This window comes from Pseudomonas sp. R4-15, assembly GCF_055768815.1.
In genome coordinates, this window is record NZ_CM147293.1 from 416,751 (window position 1) to 433,064 (window position 16,314).

Sequence of the window (16,314 nt, forward strand, 5' to 3'; positions counted from 1 at the left end):
CGAGGAGGCCCCGCGCCGGGGCCTCCCAGCACCTACGATCGTTCCCATGCGCCGCACCAAAGAAGACGCCGAGAAGACCCGCCTGAAAGTTATCGAGGCGGCCCTCGAGCAATTCAGCAAGACCGGATACTCCCGCACCACCCTGGCGATGATCGCCGAAGCCGCCGGCGTCAGTCGCGGGCCCATCTACTGGCACTTCAAGAACAAGGACGAGCTGTTCGAGGCCGTCCTGCTCTACTCCCAGGAGCCGCTGGAGCAACTGGTGGCGAGCAGCCTGACGCTGGCCGACACGCCGCTGCAGGCGATCCGCTACCTGATCGACCAATGGTTCGCCCTGCTGATCGACAACCGCTGGCACCGCCAGTCCTTCGAGATCCTGCTGAACAAGACCGAAATGACTTCCGAGGTCGCCGGCACCCTGCGCCGCGAGCGCAAGCTCACGCGCAGCATCGTGCAATGCCTGGCGCGGCACATCCAGGCCGCCCGCGAGGCCGGAGAACTGGCCGGCGAGCAGCCCGCTGAAGACAGCGCGGTCCTGCTCTACAGCGCACTGATGGGTGTGACCCAGACCTGGCTGGGCGATCCCAAGCTGTTCAGTCTGCGCAAGCAGGCGGGGTTCTTCAGCGACAGCCTGATGCAACTGCTGCCACGCGCCTGAGCGGCAACGCTCAGCCGAGCAGCATCCACAACCCCATCAGGATCATCATCAGGTTCTCGGTGAGCGAGACGAAGCCCAGCGGCACGTTGCTGTCGCCGCCCATGCAGGCGCACTTGAGTTCACGCTTGTCCAGGTAAACCGCCTTGAACACTGACCAGGCACCCACCGCACCGATGAATACGGCCACCGGTGCCGCGAGCCAGATCAGCGCGCCAGCGAGCATCAGCACCGCCGCACCGGCTTCGGCGAACGGGTAGAAATAGGCGTAAGGCACGTAGCGCTGGGCGAGCAGGTCGTAGCCGAGGAACATGGTCGTGAAGCTCTCCAGGTCACGCAGCTTGAGCAGCGCCAGCACGCCCATCGAAAGGGCGATGAACCATTGCAGCGCGCGCGGCGTGAAGGGCGTGCCGAACACCGCCTGGCTCAGCGCCAGCGCCATCAGCGCGGTCATCGCGAAGGTGGCGATCACCGGCGTATAGCTGGTCTCGCCCGGCTCGGCCACGTGCTGACCGAAATACCGGCGCAACTCGTCGTAACCGCCAATACGCTCGCCGTCGATGAAGGTCTGCGGGGTGGTCTCCACGCCGTGCTCGGCCTTGAAGGCATCGGTCTGCTCGCGAGTGGTCAGCCAATGATCGTCCACCTCGAAGCCCTTGCGCCGCAGCAGGCTGCGTGATTTCAGACCGAACGGGCAGATGTGCTCGGGCATGACCATACGGTAGAGGCGGGCCAGTTTGGTGTCGGGCATGGGGCGTCTCCGAATCGGGGGCTTATAGGGCTGACCCTCCATGTCGCCACGAGATTCCCCGGCTGATGCGTATTGGTGTGATTGCCTCTCCATCGCCGCTCCGCAGGCCCGGCCAGTACGGGCCATCCATGGCCCTACAGGCCTTTCGCCGCCGTCCGGGCGGCTCAACCTGCTACGCGACGATTCCGGTCACCCGGATCAACGGGGCGTTGAGTGTTGTTTGTGAGAACGTGCGGAAGAGCAATCGAGGGCAAGGGCAAGGGAACCCCGTCTGCGCAGCAGGCGGGGCCGGATGTAGGGGTGCCTTCTTTCGGTTACCTTTCTTGGGCAAGCAAGAAAGGTGACTCGCCGTGCAAGGCGAAACCTGTCGCCCCTGGCGAGGAAAGCGCGTCGCCCGTATGTCGAGGCCAAATCCCCGCAAACAATTTGCGCGATCCAAACCTGAGCGCACAAAAAAGCCGCTGGCGAATCACTCCGCCAGCGGCTTTTGCAACGATGCTCAGCGACGTGCGCCGCGGACGCCTTCGGCGAGCTGGGCGCAGAGGCTCAGTACACCGTCGATGGCCCTGGCGCGATCGCTGTTGTTGGCGATCTGGTCGACCAGCGCCGACCCCACCACCACGCCATCGGCAATCCGCGCGATGTCGGCGGCGTGTTCCGGGGTGCGGATGCCGAAGCCGATGCACACCGGCAGTTCGGTGTGCCGACGCAGACGCGCCACGGCTTCTTCGACGTGGTCCAGGGTGGCGCGTCCGGCGCCGGTGACGCCGGCCACGGAGACGTAGTAGACGAAGCCGGAGCTGCCGTTGAGCACGGTCGGCAGGCGCTTGTCGTCGGTGGTCGGGGTGGTCAGGCGGATGAAGTCGATGCCCGCGGCCTGGGCCGGATCGCAGAGGTCCTCGTTATGCTCGGCCGGCAGGTCGACGACGATCAGGCCGTCCACGCCCGCTTGCGCGGCATCGGCGACGAAGCGCTCTACGCCGTACTTGTGGATGGGGTTGAAGTAGCCCATCAGCACCAGCGGCGTCTCGCTGTTCTCGGCGCGGAATTCGCGGACCATGCGCAGCGTCGCGGCGAGGGTCTGCTTGTTCGCCAGGGCGCGGATGTTGGCCAGTTGGATCGACGGGCCGTCGGCCATCGGGTCGGTGAACGGCATGCCCAGCTCGATGACGTCGGCGCCCGCCTTGGGCAGCCCACGGAGGATCGCCAGGGAGGCGTCGTAGTCGGGGTCGCCGGCGGTGACGAAGGTCACCAGGGCGGCGCGGTTTTCCTGCTTCAGTTCGGCGAAGCGGCTCTGCAAGCGGCTCATGCGTTGTTCTCCAGCTTGTCGCCCAGGTGATGCATCACGGTCTGCATGTCCTTGTCGCCACGCCCGGAGAGGTTCACCACCATCAGGTGATCCTTGGGCAGGCTCGGCGCGCGCTTGAATACCTCGGCCAGGGCATGGGAGCTCTCCAGCGCGGGGATGATGCCTTCCAGGCGGCAGCACTGGTGGAAGGCGGCGAGCGCCTCGTCGTCGGTGATCGAGGTGTACTGGACGCGGCCGATGTCATGCAACCAGGCGTGCTCGGGGCCGATACCGGGGTAGTCGAGGCCGGCGGAGATCGAGTGGGCGTCGATGATCTGGCCGTCGTCGTCCTGCAGCAGGAAGGTGCGGTTGCCGTGCAGCACGCCGGGCACGCCGCCGTTCAGGCTGGCGGCGTGCTTGCCGGTCTCGACGCCGTAACCGGCAGCTTCGACGCCGATGATCTCGACGCTCTGGTCATCGAGGAACGGATGGAACAAGCCCATGGCGTTGGAGCCGCCACCGATGCAGGCGACCAGCGAGTCGGGCAGGCGCCCTTCCTGCTCGGCCAGTTGCTCGCGGGTTTCCTTGCCGATCACCGCCTGGAAGTCGCGAACCATCGCCGGGTACGGGTGCGGGCCGGCCACGGTGCCGATGATGTAGAAGGTGCTGTCGACGTTGGTCACCCAGTCGCGCAGGGCTTCGTTCATCGCGTCCTTGAGGGTGCCGGTGCCGGCGGTAACCGGGATCACCTCGGCGCCGAGCAGGCGCATGCGGAAGACGTTGGCCTGCTGGCGGTCGATGTCGGTGGTGCCCATGTAGATCACGCACTGCATGCCGAAGCGCGCGGCCACGGTGGCGGTGGCCACGCCATGCATGCCGGCGCCGGTCTCGGCGATGATGCGCTGCTTGCCCATGCGCTTGGCCAGCAGGATCTGGCCGATGCAGTTGTTGATCTTGTGCGCGCCGGTGTGGTTCAGCTCTTCGCGCTTCAAGTAGATCTTCGCGCCGCCGCAGTGCTCGGTCAGGCGCTCGGCAAAGTACAGCGGGCTGGGACGGCCGACGTAGTCACGCTGGAAGTAGGCCAGTTGCTGCTGGAATTCCGGGTCGGACTTGGCCTTCTCGTATTCGGCGGCCAGGTCGTGGATCAGCGGCATCAGCGTCTCGGCGACGTACTGGCCGCCGAAGCTGCCGAACAGGCCCTTGGCGTCGGGGCCGTTGCGCAGTGAAGTCATCGCAGTCTCCAGGTCAGGGGTCGCCAGGCGACCCACTCGAAAGTCGTAAGGAGGTGACGTCTCCTCGATGGTTGACCATGCTACCGGACACGGCGCCAATGAAAAGCGATAAGATCGCCTCAATACGTCAGGAAAACTCACGAATATGAGGAGTCCCCTTCCCTCGCTCAATGCCTTGCGTGCGTTCGAGGCCAGCGCCCGCCTGGGCAGCCTGGCGGCCGCGGCAGGCGAGCTATCCGTGACCCACGGCGCCATCAGCCGGCAGATCAAGAGCCTCGAGGAAAGCCTCGGCACGCGCCTTTTCGAAAAGGACGGACGCGGCGTCAAGCTCACCGATGACGGTGTGCGTCTGCGTGAGGTCGCCAGCGACGCCTTCGCCCGTCTGCGACTGGCCTGCGACGAACTGCGCAGCCGCCAGCAGGATCGCCCGTTCGTGCTCGGCTGCCCCGGCAGCCTGCTGGCGCGCTGGTTCATCCCGCGCCTGGATCGCCTGCAGCGGGAACTGCCGGCCCTGAACCTACAGCTTTCGGCCAGCGATGGCGAACTCGACCCCCGCCGCCCTGGCGTGGACGCCACCCTGTGGTTCGCCGAGCCGCCCTGGCCCACGGACATGCAAGTGTTCGAGCTGGCCGCCGAGCGCATCGGCCCGGTGCTCAGCCCGACGCATCCGCGCTACCCGGCGCTGGCCGACACGGATCCCGCCCGGGTGCTCGACGAGGCCCTGCTGCACACCGTCTCACGGCCCCAAGCCTGGCCGCAGTGGGCCAGCGCCAGCGGTCTCGCGGGGCGCACGCTACGCCTGGGACAGGGTTTCGAGCACCTGTACTACCTGCTCGAAGCGGCGATAGCCGGGCTCGGCGTGGCCATCGCCCCCGAGCCCCTGGTCGCCGACGAGCTGGCCGCCGGTCGCCTGGTGGCGCCCTGGGGCTTCGTCGAGACGCAGGCGCGCCTGGCGCTGTGGGCGCCGGCACGCGGCGTCGACGCCCGTGTCGAACGCCTGGCCGCGTGGCTGCGCAAGGAGCTGCAGGGCTGAACTACGGCCTCAGAACTTGTAGCGCGCCGTCAGCAGGTAGCTGCGCGGATCGCCGTAGGTATCCACCGAGCCCCAGGTGACGTCGTAGCCGATCGCCGAATAGTAGGTTCGGTCGAAGATGTTGTTGGCATTGAGTTGCAGGTCCAGGTGCTCGCTGGCCTGGTAACCCAACAACAGGTCTGCGATGGCGTAGCTGCCCTGGTCGAGCCGATAGGTACCGCTGTCCACGCTGATGTCGTTGTAGATGCGGCTCTGCCAGTAGACGCTGCCCCCCACCCTCCAGCGGGCGAGCGGTCCTTGCAGATGGTAGACGCTGGACAGCTTGAACAGGTGCTCGGGACTGTCGGTATTGAAGCGTTCACCTTCGTTGGCCTGGGTGGCGTCGTCCACGTAGCGCGCCCGGGTATAGGTGTAACCGGCGCCGACCTGCCAGCCCTCGCTCAACTCGCCCTGTAGTTCCAGGTCGATACCCTGGCTACGCACCAAGCCCGCCGCTTCGTAACAGGAGGTCGCCGGATAGGTGGCGCAACCGCTCTGGTCGCTCAGCAGGCTGGCTCGGTTGGTCTGTTCGATCTGGAAGATCGCCAGACTGGCGTTCAGCGCGCCGCCGAAGTATTCGCCCTTGATGCCCACCTCGTAGTTTTCGCCGGTGATCGGTTCGAGCAGGTTGCCGGCGATGTTCTTCTGCGTCTGTGGCTGGAAGATGTCCGTGTAGCTGGCATACAGCGAGTGATGTTCGTCCAGGTCGTAGACCAGGCCGGCGTAGCGGGTGAGGTTGCGGGTGACCTTGTAGTCGCCGCTACCACTGCGGTTGTCGTACTCGTACCAGTCCAGGCGCCCACCGAGGATCAGCGTGAGCGGGTCGGCCAGGCTCAAGCGGGTCGTCAGGTAGGTGCCGTCCTGGGTGGTGACGTTGCGTGACTTGCCGGAACGAACGAAGTCGGGTTTGGGCGCATCCAGGGCGATCAGTCCGCCACCGCTGTAGTTCCGGGTGGTGAAATCCTTCTCGCGGCGGCTGACGCCGGCGACCACCTCATGGGTGCGTCCCAGCAGTTGTAGCGGGCCACTGGCGAAAACGTCGAAAGCGTCCTGGTCTTCGTAGTAGCGCGCTTGATAGGCGGAGCGCACCAGGCTGTCGTCGGCCTGGCGGTAGATGTAGGAGCCGGAGAACAAGGCATCCTGCGAGGACGACATGGCGGCGACACGCAGCTTCCAGTCGTTGTCGAAGCGATGCTCGATTTCACCGAATACCGTGTCGATCTGCTGGTTCTTGTCCTCCCAATCGGCACCGGGATAACTCGAGCGCGACAGATCCAGGTGGTGGCCACTGGCACTTAGCGGCAGGCCACCCCAGAACAGATTGGTCTGATCTTCCTGGCGAGAGAGCCCCAGGGTCGCGGTGGTTCGCTGGCCAAGATCGGCCTCGCCAATGGCATAGAACAGGCCATGGTCGTGCGCTTCCTCGTCGCGGAAACTGTTGGCATCGCGATAGGCACCCACCACCCGCCCGCGCAGCGTGCCGGACTCGTTGAGTGCGCTGGAGGTGTCCACTTCACCCCGGTAGTCGTCCCAGCGTCCAGCGCCCGCCGTGAGACTTGCCTGGGGCTCGACGGTTGGCCGCTTGCGCACCAGGTTGATCGCCGCGGACGGATTGCCGCTTCCGGCGACCAAGCCGGTGGCTCCGCGAATCACCTCGACCCGGTCGAACATCGCGAGGTTGGGTTGCACCCCGGCGACCCAACCCTCATAGGCGCTGGGCAGGCCGTCGTACATCACGTTGTCGATGTAGAAGCCGCGCGCCATGAAGGACGGCCGACCGGGGCCATCGGACTTGCTGAGGAACAGCCCGGGCGTAGCCCGTACCACATCGTTGATACTGGTCATCGTCTGATCATCCATCCGCTGCCGGGTGATTACCGTGACCGCTTGTGGCGTCTCGCGCATCGACAGCGGCAGCTTGGTCGCGGTGCTCATCCGCCCGGTGGTATAGGACTGCGTGCCCTCGGTAGTGCTGCCCAGCTGTGAGCCGTAGACGCTGGTCGCCTCCAGCTCCACGGCATCCCCGGTTTCGGCCCGTTCGAGCAAATAGCGCCTGTCACCCACTTGGCGCACGCGCAGGCCACTCCCGCGCAGCAAACGGGCGAAGCCCTGCTCCAGTTCGTAGTCCCCCTGCAGGCCTTCGCTGCGCAGCGCCGCCGTCTGCTCGGCACTGAAGCTGATCATCACACCGCTAGCCGCCGCGAAACGACTCAGAGCATCGCCCAGCGGACTCGGAGGAATCTCGTAGTGCCGGGCAGCCCAGGCCGACGCGCTAGCGATCGCCGCGGCGAGCGCCATGGGAAGGAAATGGAGATGACGCGTGCGGCGGGACAGCGGGATCATGAAGGGCTCCTGAGGTATGGGCTGGCGATCGTCTGAGCGACCGTTCAGCGGGGAGCCGAACGACAGATGAGAATCTGTCACCCCTGAGAATTATTTTCTTCCAAAGGCTCGAGCCTGACCCACAGGCGACTCAGCCGCCGTGTGCGTAGCGGTAGCGAAGCCTCGAGCATCTCCAACGCCGCATCGGTGTCATCCAGGCTGTAGGCACCGGATACCCGCAGGCCGGCGATTTGCGCGGCACACCCCAGGTAACCCGGGCGATAGCGCGAGAGCTCCGCAAGCAGCTCCGCCAGCCGCCAGTCCACCGCCACCAGCATCCCGCGGGTCCAGGCATCGGCCTCGGCCGGCGCAGGCTCGACGACACCCACCTGCGCCGCCGTGAAGCGCAAACTCTGCCCGGCTCCGATCCGGGCACGCTGTTCCGGCGCCAGGCAGGGGAGCACCTCGACGGCCTGTCGTTCGACGATCACCCGGGTCGTCCGCTCGTCCTGACGAACGCTGAAGCAGCCATCGAGGGCCTGCACCCGGCCCTGCTCGCTGACGAGGCTGAACGGGCGCGCATCCGCCGCGGCATCCACTCTGACCGCTCCGCGCAGCAGATGTAGCTCACGCCTGGCATCCTCGAAGCGCAGGTCGACGCGGGTGTCGGTATCCAGATCCAGCCGACTGCCGTCAGCCAGTGTCAGCCGGCGGCGCTCGCCCACGCCGGTGGCGAGATCCACGCTGTAGGGCGATGCTCGGTAGCCCTGCCAACCGGCCAGGCCGACGCCCAGCAGCAACAGCAGGGTTTTCAGCGCCGCGCGGCGCCCCTGCCGGGCCCTCTCCAGCGTCGCCGCCGCCAGCTCCGGCGAGGCGAAGTTCATTCGTCGCTGCAACTGCTCCAAGCGCCGCCAGGCCTCGGCATGCTGGCGGTCAGCGGCCAGCCAGCTGCGCCAGTCCGCCCGCGTACGTTCGTCGACGGCGCTGTCGTGCAGACGCACGTACCAGTCCACGGCCTGCGCCAGCGCGGCCTTCAAGCGTCTTCCAGCAATAGACAGTGCATCAGCGCGCGGGCCAGGTGCTTGCGCACCGTGGTGACCGACACGCCAAGCTTCTCGGCGGTCTTCTCGTAGCTCAGCCCGTCCAGTTGCACGGCGAGGAAGATGCCGCGGGTGCGTGTGCCCAGGCCGTCCAGCAGGCGATCGATGGCCAGCAGGCTGTCGAGTATCTCGCTGCGCTCCTCTGCCGAAGGTGCGTACTGCTCCGGTCGCAGCGCCAGGGCCTCCAGATAGGCCTGCTCCAGGGAGCGCCGCCGGTAGAGATCGATCACCAACCCACGGGCGACCGTCGCCAGGTAATGTCGCGGCTCACGCAGCGTGTCGGCGCTGCGCGCCAGCAGCACACGAACAAAGGTGTCCTGGGCCAGATCGGCCGCGTCGGCCGAATTGCTCAGGCGCCGACGCAACCAACCACTCAGCCAGCCGTGGTGGTCGCGGTAGAGGCTATCGATCCCAGCCGGCGGAGTAAGCGGAGCACTGGGCAAGCAAGCTCTCCCACAAGTTGACGAGTATGAGAATTGATCGCAATTGTAGGGAGAAGGGAAACCTTTGCAAAGCCCGCCGGCCAACCCCTGCTGCGCCGCCTGAATGACTGGCTCACTCGAGCGCAGAGAGAGGTGCAGAACGCAGCCAGCGACGCTTGCCGGGGCGGTCGACGAAGGCGCGGCGCAGCGCCTCGACATCCGCCAGGCGCCGCTCGGGCGCCAGCGCCAACGCCTCGCGCAATACCGGCCAGCACGGCGCGGGCAGGCAGGGCGGCGCCTGCAGCGTGCGCTCCAGGTCCATGGCGCGGGCCTGACGGGCACTCAGTCGTCGGTAGGGATGGCGCCCACTGCTCAGTTCATAGAGCACGCAGGCCATGGCATAAAGATCGCTCGAGGGGGTCAACGGACCACCGTCGAGCAGTTCGAGGGCGGCATAGCGCAACGTCCAGGCCTTCACTCGCTGGCGTGAAAGGTGCGGCAGCGAAGCATGGCAGGACTCCCCCAGGCCGAAATCGATGAGCCGCAAGCCATCGCTGGCCAGCACGACGTTGCTCGGCTTGATGTCGCCGTGGAGGACTCCCTGGCGATGAGCCGCCGCCAGCGCCGCCAGTAAGGGCTGGGCGATTTCGCAGATCAGCGACCACGCCGGTCCACCGGGATTGTCGGCGAGGAACTGGTCCAGGGTCGGCCCATCGAGCAGTTCGAGGGTGAGAAACGCCCGCTGGCATTCGAAGTCGACCTCGAATGCGAAGGGCCGCACCACATGGGCGTGATGCACACGACAGGTGAGCGCGTATTCGCCATGCAGCAAGGCATGGGCATCGGGATACTCGGCAAAGTCCTCGTTGAGCGTCTTCAGGGCGACCCAGGGAGCCGGATCGCCGAATTGCTCGCGCAGCAGATCGCGAGCCCGATAGACCGCGCCCATGCCTCCGACGCCAAGCAGTCGCTCGATACGATAGCGCCCGCCCAACACGTCTGGCAGGGGACCGGGGCGGTAGGATTCGAGACGGCTCAAGGGCGCACCACGATCGCCGCCAGGTTGTCGCGCGCGGGCCCCTTGAGCGCGGCCTCGAAGAGCGTGCGCAAGGCCACCGCAGCGCTGCAGCATTGCAGGGCGCTGCCCAGTTGAGCGGCGCTCAGGCTCTGGTAGAGACCGTCGCTGCACAGCAGCAACGCATCGCCGGGATAGAGATCCAGGCGGCGCCGTTCCAGCAACAGCTCCGCATCGATGCCCACCGCGCGCGTCAATGCCTGGCCCTGTGGATGCAGCGCTGCTTGAGCGGGCGGCATGCCGTCCTCGATCAACAGGCGCATGTGATTGTGGTCATGCGTGAGCAGGTGCAGACGCCCTGCGCGAAAGAGATAGCAGCGACTGTCTCCCGCCCACAGGCAGGTGGCGCGTTCACCGTCGCTCAACAGCACCACCACGGTCGAACCGATCAGGGACGCTGGCTGCCCCGCAATCACCGTCGGCGTATCGGCCAGTCTCCGGTTGAGCCGCTGCAGGCAGGTCGCGACCCACCGCTCGCGCTCATCGAGGGAACCGGAGAGGACCAGCGCCGCCAATTCATCGACCACCAGGCGGCTGGCAAGATCGCCACGCGGTTGACCACCGATGCCATCGGCGACGGCCCAAAGCCCCTCCCGCGAGCGTTCGAGGCAGGCGTCCTCGTTACGCCGCCGCAGTTTGCCCGCCTCGCAGCGCGCCGCACTTTGCAGACGCTGCGCCCAGGCCTCGCTCGCCTCGATCATCAGAGCACCGCAGGCAGGCGGAAGCGCCGCAGAGGCTGGGTATCGAACGGATTGGGCGAGCGCTGGCTGTGCAGCAGGTAGTCCGCCTGACGGCCATCGATGTCCGCGCGCAGCATCAATACGTCGCGGCCGCTGTGCTGCTGGGCATGCAACTGGTCGAACAGGCGGAACAGTGACCAGGGACCACCGCTGCGCTCGATGCCCAGGCGCCGACCGCCCAGTTCCTCCACCACCAGCGAGCTACGGCCATCGTCCGAATCTCCCGGCCAGACGAAGGCCGTCTGCACGATGGGGCCGTGGCGATACTCCAGGCGCTGCCCGGCAAAGCGGAAGTCGGCGCGTCCCAGGCTCGAATCCAGCGCGTACGGCTCCAGGCGAAAGCTCACCTGGGGCTCGGACGCATCCTCGGCGAAGAAACTCTCGCGGATGGTACGCAGCCGTTGCAATTGCCCGAGGAACTCCCGCGACAGGCTCAGGCCGTTGCCATCGACCTGGCGCGCCCGATAACCGCCACTGGCCTGACTGACGAAGGGCGCCAGGTAGCGCTCGATGAAATGTGCCGCGACACCATCCGCCTTGAAGAACTCGCGAAAATCGCCCAGCGAGACTTCGCTGTCGCTGTCCGCGTCGAACGGATAACGCTGGCGCAGGGACTTGCGATAGAAACCGTAGAGTTCGCCGCGATAGCGCTCGTTGAGGTAGCGCTGGGCGCCATCCAGCACCACTTGCCAACTGTTCTGCGCCAGGTGCGTGAACCAACCCGCCAAAGGCTGCGGCAGGCGTGCAGTGGCGCTACGTACCTGGCCAAGGGCATCCGTGCCACGTCCCCCCATGCGCTCGCGCGCCATCTCATAGGCCGCCTGGTCCGCGGCCCCGGCGTGCGCCAGGCTGTCCACCCGCAGTTGCCAGGCGTCCAGAGCCTGCAGCAGCGCGAGCAATTCCGCACGTGCGCCGCCCTGCTCGTCGAGCAGATTGCGCAAAGCCTCGAAACGCCGCGCGAGCGATTGACCGGCGCTGCTCAACTCGACGGCCTCGCTATCCGCCGGCGCCTCGCCAGCGGCCTCGAGAGCGCCGCTGGGTGATGGCTCCAGAGGAGAAGACGCCACGACCAAGCGGGTATTCTCCTGCACTTCCGCCAACAGGTGCAGCAACGGCGAATTCGCTGCCGTCAGGCCCGCCAGCGTCTGCGCCAGTTGCTGTAGATCTTCGGCCGGCCGCAATGTCAGGCGACCGATTGCCTGTCCCCAGTGTTCGGCGTAATCACGCAGGTAGAGCTGTTCGATGTCGGCATACAAGCGCTCGAAGTCGGCGCCGCTCAGCCCCTCGCTGGCGCCCAGCACCCAGTCGTCCCGCATGGCATCGCGGACCAGGGCGCGCCCCTGGGCCTGGAAGAAATCTCGGTAGCCGGCCGCGGTATAGAGGCCCGGAATACGACCATCGGCCCCTGCGAAAAGCCCCGCTTGCGCCCCCATACGACTGCCCAGACTGTATTCGGGCAGGCCGCTGGCACGTGCCTGTAGCAGGCGATAGAAGACGCCCGCCAGCGACTCGCCGCGCAAGACTTCACGTGCCTTTGCCAACAGGGACTCGTCCAGTTGCGCCGGCTCGAAACCGGCCGCCAGCAGCCGTGCGAAATGTCCCGCCAAGGAAGCCTGGCTGGAGCCATCCGCGGGATAGCGCCGCGACCAGTCGGCCATCAGCCAACGTTGCAGAAAGTCCACGTCACGTCGCTCGACGTCGCGCAGCATCAAATAGGCGCGCAGGTTGTCCAGCAGGCGGCCACGATCATCGAGGCTGTGCCGAATGTTGTCCTCCAGTTGCCGCAGCACGCGCGGCAGGAGCACCCGCTGCAGTTCCTCGCGATAGGCTGGCTGCACCACGGTCGTAACGGCAGCACCCTGATACAGTCCTGCCCGCTGCCAGTGGGGTACCGCCTCAGCCTCGGGAAACAGCTGCTGCGCGGCGAATGCCGTATCCAGCAGCGCCAGCCCGGAGCGGGCATCACCGCCAGCCGGCAGGGCTTCACGTTGCGAGCCCCACTCGCCGAGCAAGCCACGCAATTGCTCCAGGCGCCCTTGGTTGGCGGAGAACGCATAGGCCCAGGTTCCACCCAGCACCCCAAGGCAGGCGAAGATGCCGAGAACGAGGCTGCGCTGGCGCCAGACGATGCGCCGCCGCTCACTCTGGTTCAGCGCGGCCAGGTCCGACTCGGGAAAGATCACCCGATCCAGCAGTTGGCCGATAAAGCGGGCACGTCCTTGGCGCAGACTGGGCAAGCTGTCGCGGGGCATTCCCAACTGTCGGCCAATGCCACTGGTCAACGGATCGAGCGATTCGCTCAGGTGCGGTGCGCTGGTGAAGTAGAACCCGCGCAAGCTGCTGGCACGCTGATAGCGGTTGCCGGAGAACGCCAGTTCGACGAACAGGCAAAGGCGCTCGCCAAGCTGAGCCAGTTGTCGTGGGAAGTCGAGGACCAGCCCGCGGCGCAGGCAGTCACGCTCCTGATGGATACGTTGCACGACCTGGGCGTTGAGGCGCTGCAACAGCTCGCCCAGGGCGTTGCCGAGCACGCCCTGCGCCGTGCCGTCCTGACCGGGCGTGAAGGTCGCTCCCAGCACCTGCGCGCTTTCCTCGCGAGTCAGCAGATCGAAGAACTCGTCGAAGCCCGCTATCCGGTCGGTCTTGCTCAGTACCAGGTAGACCGGCACCTCGCAGGCCAGCCGCTGGTGCACCTCCAACAGCCGCTGTCGCACCTGTCGCGCCAGGCTCTCCAGCGCCAGCTCGTCACCGTCGAGCAACTGTTCGACCGACAGGGTGACCAGGACGCCGTTCAGCGCCCGCGGCGCACGTTTTCGCAGCAGGCCGAGCAGGGTCTGCCAGGCCCGGCCATGGACCTGGGGCTCGGGCTGGGTCAGGTAGTCGCCGGCGGTGTCGATGAGCACCGCATGCTCGGCGAAGTACCAATGCGCATGACGCGTCCCGCCCATGTCACGGGTCAGGCGCTCGTGCTGCCCCGCTTCCAGGGGAAAGTCCAGGCCGGAGAATTCCAGCAGACTGGTCTTGCCGCTCGCTGGCGGGCCGATCAACAGGTACCAGGGCAACTGCGCCCGCCCGCGCCGCCCCAGTCCCCGGTAGAGCCCGGCGCTGGAAAGCGTGCGCAAGGCATCGCGAAAGCGTTGGCGAAGCACCTGCTGCTCCTCGTCGGACTGCGCTTCCAGCGCCTCGCGCTGTTCGCGCTGCAGCGGCTCCAGCGCATTGCGGCGGCGCCGGGCAGACCAGGCACGCAGACTGAGCATGAGCATCGCCCAGAGCAGCAAGAGCGATCCGATGGCGATACCCCGGGCACCTTTCGAAGGCAGCAATGGCGCGCCATCGAAGGACAGCGAGGGGGCGAGGAACCACAGCGCCGCCGCCAGCGGCAGCAGCAACAGGAAACTCCAAACCGGCGCGAGACGCAGACCTGCCAGGAGACGCCGCAGCCATCCAGACGGATTCATGGGCGCACTCCTCGATCATCCTGCAGAGGGCTGGAAACGACAGAAAGCACCTGCTCCCGCTGTAGCTGCAAGGTCCAGGCGAAGCCTCCATAGAGCGCCACCAGACAACCCAGGGTGAACACGCCGAGCAACCACCAGGGCACTACCCGCACAACGCGCGCGCCACCGCGAGTGGCGCCTTGCCAATGGGGTGAAAGCGCCTGGGGAACATCACCACGCAGATGTCGGATCTGCCGGTAGAGCGCGTCGCGCAGGGCCTCCAGTTCGAGCGTGCCGCGCGGCAATACGCGGTACTTGCCTTCGAAACCCAGCGCCAGGCACAGGTACATCAACTCGAGCAGGAACAGGTGCTTGAGCGGGTTACGCACCAGACGTTCGAGCAGCAGGAAGAACTTCTCACCCCCGAAGGTCTCGCCGTGGAAGGCCGACAGCAGACTGATACTCGACCACTCGCTTTCGTTACCCCAAGGCGTCGTCACCACGGCTTCGTCGAGCACCGTGCACAGTGCGTAACGTGCGGCCATCACCTCGTTGCCGTCACAGCCGGTATGCAGCGCGATCTCTTCGAACTCGCGCATGCGCGCGGCAAGGCGGTCGTTGAGAACCCGTAGATCCTCGCCACTGAAGTCGCGCTTGAGTTGCAGCAATTCGGCGAACAGCTCCCGCGCCGCGGCCACCAGGGGATTCACGCCTTCCTCGAAGCGCCGTGAATTCTGCTGGCGAGCAGCGAAGCGCATGCGCGCCTCCAGGGCCTCGAAAGCCGGTGCGGGACTGTCGGTCAACGGGGCCTGCGCGCCTCGCGCGCCGTCACGCAGCATGACGACGGTGCGCCCGTCGTCGGGGTAGGGTCTTTCCTTGATCATGCGGGTGCGTTCCTTATCGCCCAGAATTGAAGCTCTAGCCCCGGGAAGTCCCCGGAGACGTGGAAGGCGAAGCCGCCCGAGTTTTCCAACTGCTGCATGGCCTCGCCCTGCAACTCGAGCGCGAAGTAGGTCTTGCCGGCATGGAAAGGAATCTGCCTGGGTGCCACCGGCAAGGGACGCAGGGTCAAGCCGGGCAGGTGCAGGTTGACCAACTGGCGGATGTGCTCGACCGGACCGATCTTGAGCTGTGCCGGTAGCCGCGTGCGCAGGCTCTCGGTATCGCAGTCGGCACGCGCGGCCAACACGAAGGTGGCACTGTCCAGCAGCTTGCGGTCGTGTAGCGCGGCGACACGAATACCGTATTGGCGCTGCTGTAGCGGCAGCTCCAGTGCATGCTGTTCGAGCACCATCGACAGCAGCTCGCGTAACGCCACCAGCAGCGGCGTGAAGCAGCCATGCAAGTCGGCATGGCGGTAGCCTGCCTGTACCGCGGGACGCCGCGAACCGGAGAAGCCCGATAGCTCGCCAAGCAGTTGCAGCAACTGCCGGTAGAGGACCTGGGGATGGCCATGCTCATGTTCCAGCAGGTGGCGCAACAAGGGCTCGTAGCGATTGATCAGTTGCAGCAGCAGGAAATCTCCGACCTCCGCGCTACCCAGGCGACCGCTGGCGCGCACACGCTCGGCGAGTACCTCGCCGCGATGGCGCAGCAGGCTGACCACCTCTTTCAGGCAGTCGAACAGGAATGGCGAGGCCTGGATATCCACTACGCTGGGGCAGAACGTATCGTCCAGGGTCAGCGCGCCGTCGGCGCCACTGTCGAGGATCCGGCACAACGCCAGGCGTACGAACCGCTCGGCGCCCTCGGCATCCTCCAGTTGCAGGCGAAACTCGGGGTGGGCGCAACCGACCTGCAAAGGCTCGGCGTCGCCGGCATTGGCATCCACCACCGACTCTTCACCCACTACGTATCGCGCCAGCACGTTGGACTGCTCCGGGCGACGACACTCGGTCCGCCCTGGTGTGACCAGCGGCAGCGCCAGAAATATCTGGGTGGCACGGGTGCCCGGCACGATGTCCAGCGCCAACGGCTGTTGCGCGGCATCCAGCTCGAACAGCGTACCGTCCGGCAGCAGGCCACTGGCGCGGCTGAGCACCAGCTTGCCGAGGGCGAGGAACTGGCGATCCAGGCTCAGCTCGAAGAATCCCCAGGGGTGCTCCAGCAGGTGTTGGCTGCGAGCACGCAACTGATGCTCGTGGTAGCGATCCTGATGCTGCAGGTGTTGCGGCTGCAGCAGCATGCCTTCCTGCCAGGCGACCTTGTGCAGCGTCATGC

Annotated in this window: 13 protein-coding genes; 2 read left to right on the forward strand and 11 right to left on the reverse strand. The window is 66.4% G+C overall.

The window, feature by feature from the left end; translation table 11 throughout:
• The first annotated feature begins 46 nt into the window (after nt 1–46).
• Entirely contained in the window at nt 47–658 is a 612-nt protein-coding gene (locus ACYRGX_RS02060; protein ID WP_473054957.1) for a TetR family transcriptional regulator, read from the forward strand.
• A gap of 10 nt (nt 659–668) precedes the next feature.
• Here ACYRGX_RS02060 and ACYRGX_RS02065 read toward each other — a convergent pair whose 3' ends face one another.
• From ACYRGX_RS02065 to trpB, 3 genes are all read right to left on the reverse strand, one after another.
• A complete protein-coding gene (locus ACYRGX_RS02065) occupies nt 669–1,406 on the reverse strand; it encodes a MauE/DoxX family redox-associated membrane protein (protein ID WP_473054958.1) in 738 nt (245 codons plus the stop codon).
• Nucleotides 1,407–1,905: 499 nt separating this feature from the next.
• Complete coding sequence (gene trpA, locus ACYRGX_RS02070) at nt 1,906–2,715, reverse strand: tryptophan synthase subunit alpha (protein WP_473054959.1); 810 nt, start codon at nt 2,713–2,715, stop codon at nt 1,906–1,908.
• Nucleotides 2,712–3,926: a tryptophan synthase subunit beta gene (gene trpB / locus ACYRGX_RS02075; protein WP_473054960.1), complete on the reverse strand. Its 1,215-nt coding sequence runs from the start codon at nt 3,924–3,926 to the stop codon at nt 2,712–2,714. The genes trpA and trpB overlap by 4 nt, the downstream gene beginning before the upstream one ends.
• A 145-nt stretch (nt 3,927–4,071) precedes the next feature.
• Here trpB and ACYRGX_RS02080 point away from each other — a divergent pair, with 145 nt between their 5' ends.
• Entirely contained in the window at nt 4,072–4,959 is an 888-nt protein-coding gene (locus ACYRGX_RS02080; RefSeq protein ID WP_473054961.1) for a LysR family transcriptional regulator, read from the forward strand.
• Nucleotides 4,960–4,968: 9 nt separating this feature from the next.
• Here the strand turns inward: ACYRGX_RS02080 and ACYRGX_RS02085 are convergent, their stop codons facing one another.
• From ACYRGX_RS02085 to tssK, 8 genes are all read right to left on the reverse strand, one after another.
• On the reverse strand, nt 4,969–7,341 hold the full coding sequence (locus tag ACYRGX_RS02085) for a TonB-dependent siderophore receptor (protein WP_473054962.1): 2,373 nt from the start codon (nt 7,339–7,341) through the stop codon (nt 4,969–4,971).
• Nucleotides 7,342–7,418: 77 nt separating this feature from the next.
• Nucleotides 7,419–8,357 (reverse strand): FecR domain-containing protein, encoded by a 939-nt coding sequence (locus ACYRGX_RS02090; RefSeq protein WP_473054963.1) that lies wholly within the window; start codon nt 8,355–8,357, stop codon nt 7,419–7,421.
• The gene (locus tag ACYRGX_RS02095) at nt 8,354–8,863 is read right to left on the reverse strand and encodes a sigma-70 family RNA polymerase sigma factor (protein WP_473054964.1); all 510 of its coding nucleotides are present in this window, start codon (nt 8,861–8,863) and stop codon (nt 8,354–8,356) included. Before ACYRGX_RS02095 ends, ACYRGX_RS02090 begins: the two co-directional genes overlap by 4 nt.
• Before the next feature lie 112 nt (nt 8,864–8,975).
• Entirely contained in the window at nt 8,976–9,974 is a 999-nt protein-coding gene (locus ACYRGX_RS02100) for a serine/threonine-protein kinase (RefSeq protein WP_473054965.1), read from the reverse strand.
• Nucleotides 9,878–10,618 carry a PP2C family protein-serine/threonine phosphatase gene (locus ACYRGX_RS02105; protein WP_473054966.1) on the reverse strand — a complete coding sequence of 247 codons (741 nt, stop codon included), beginning with the start codon at nt 10,616–10,618 and terminating at the stop codon, nt 9,878–9,880. Before ACYRGX_RS02105 ends, ACYRGX_RS02100 begins: the two co-directional genes overlap by 97 nt.
• Entirely contained in the window at nt 10,618–14,115 is a 3,498-nt protein-coding gene (tssM, locus tag ACYRGX_RS02110) for a type VI secretion system membrane subunit TssM (protein WP_473054967.1), read from the reverse strand. Before tssM ends, ACYRGX_RS02105 begins: the two co-directional genes overlap by 1 nt.
• Nucleotides 14,112–14,978 (reverse strand): type IVB secretion system protein IcmH/DotU, encoded by an 867-nt coding sequence (gene icmH / locus ACYRGX_RS02115; RefSeq protein WP_473054968.1) that lies wholly within the window; start codon nt 14,976–14,978, stop codon nt 14,112–14,114. The genes tssM and icmH overlap by 4 nt, the downstream gene beginning before the upstream one ends.
• Entirely contained in the window at nt 14,975–16,312 is a 1,338-nt protein-coding gene (gene tssK, locus ACYRGX_RS02120) for a type VI secretion system baseplate subunit TssK (protein WP_473054969.1), read from the reverse strand. Before tssK ends, icmH begins: the two co-directional genes overlap by 4 nt.
• Nucleotides 16,313–16,314: the final 2 nt, after the last annotated feature.

Coding starts and splice junctions, on each gene's coding strand:
- ACYRGX_RS02080 (WP_473054961.1), top strand. CDS start 4,072: ATGAGGAGTCCCCTTCCCTCGCTCAATGCCTTGCGTGCGTTCGAGGCC.
- ACYRGX_RS02105 (WP_473054966.1), bottom strand. CDS start 10,618: ATGATCGAGGCGAGCGAGGCCTGGGCGCAGCGTCTGCAAAGTGCGGCG.
- ACYRGX_RS02085 (WP_473054962.1), bottom strand. CDS start 7,341: ATGATCCCGCTGTCCCGCCGCACGCGTCATCTCCATTTCCTTCCCATG.
- tssM (WP_473054967.1), bottom strand. CDS start 14,115: ATGAATCCGTCTGGATGGCTGCGGCGTCTCCTGGCAGGTCTGCGTCTC.
- trpA (WP_473054959.1), bottom strand. CDS start 2,715: ATGAGCCGCTTGCAGAGCCGCTTCGCCGAACTGAAGCAGGAAAACCGC.
- icmH (WP_473054968.1), bottom strand. CDS start 14,978: ATGATCAAGGAAAGACCCTACCCCGACGACGGGCGCACCGTCGTCATG.
- trpB (WP_473054960.1), bottom strand. CDS start 3,926: ATGACTTCACTGCGCAACGGCCCCGACGCCAAGGGCCTGTTCGGCAGC.
- tssK (WP_473054969.1), bottom strand. CDS start 16,312: ATGACGCTGCACAAGGTCGCCTGGCAGGAAGGCATGCTGCTGCAGCCG.
- ACYRGX_RS02065 (WP_473054958.1), bottom strand. CDS start 1,406: ATGCCCGACACCAAACTGGCCCGCCTCTACCGTATGGTCATGCCCGAG.
- ACYRGX_RS02060 (WP_473054957.1), top strand. CDS start 47: ATGCGCCGCACCAAAGAAGACGCCGAGAAGACCCGCCTGAAAGTTATC.
- ACYRGX_RS02100 (WP_473054965.1), bottom strand. CDS start 9,974: ATGCTGCAGCGCTGCGGTGGCCTTGCGCACGCTCTTCGAGGCCGCGCT.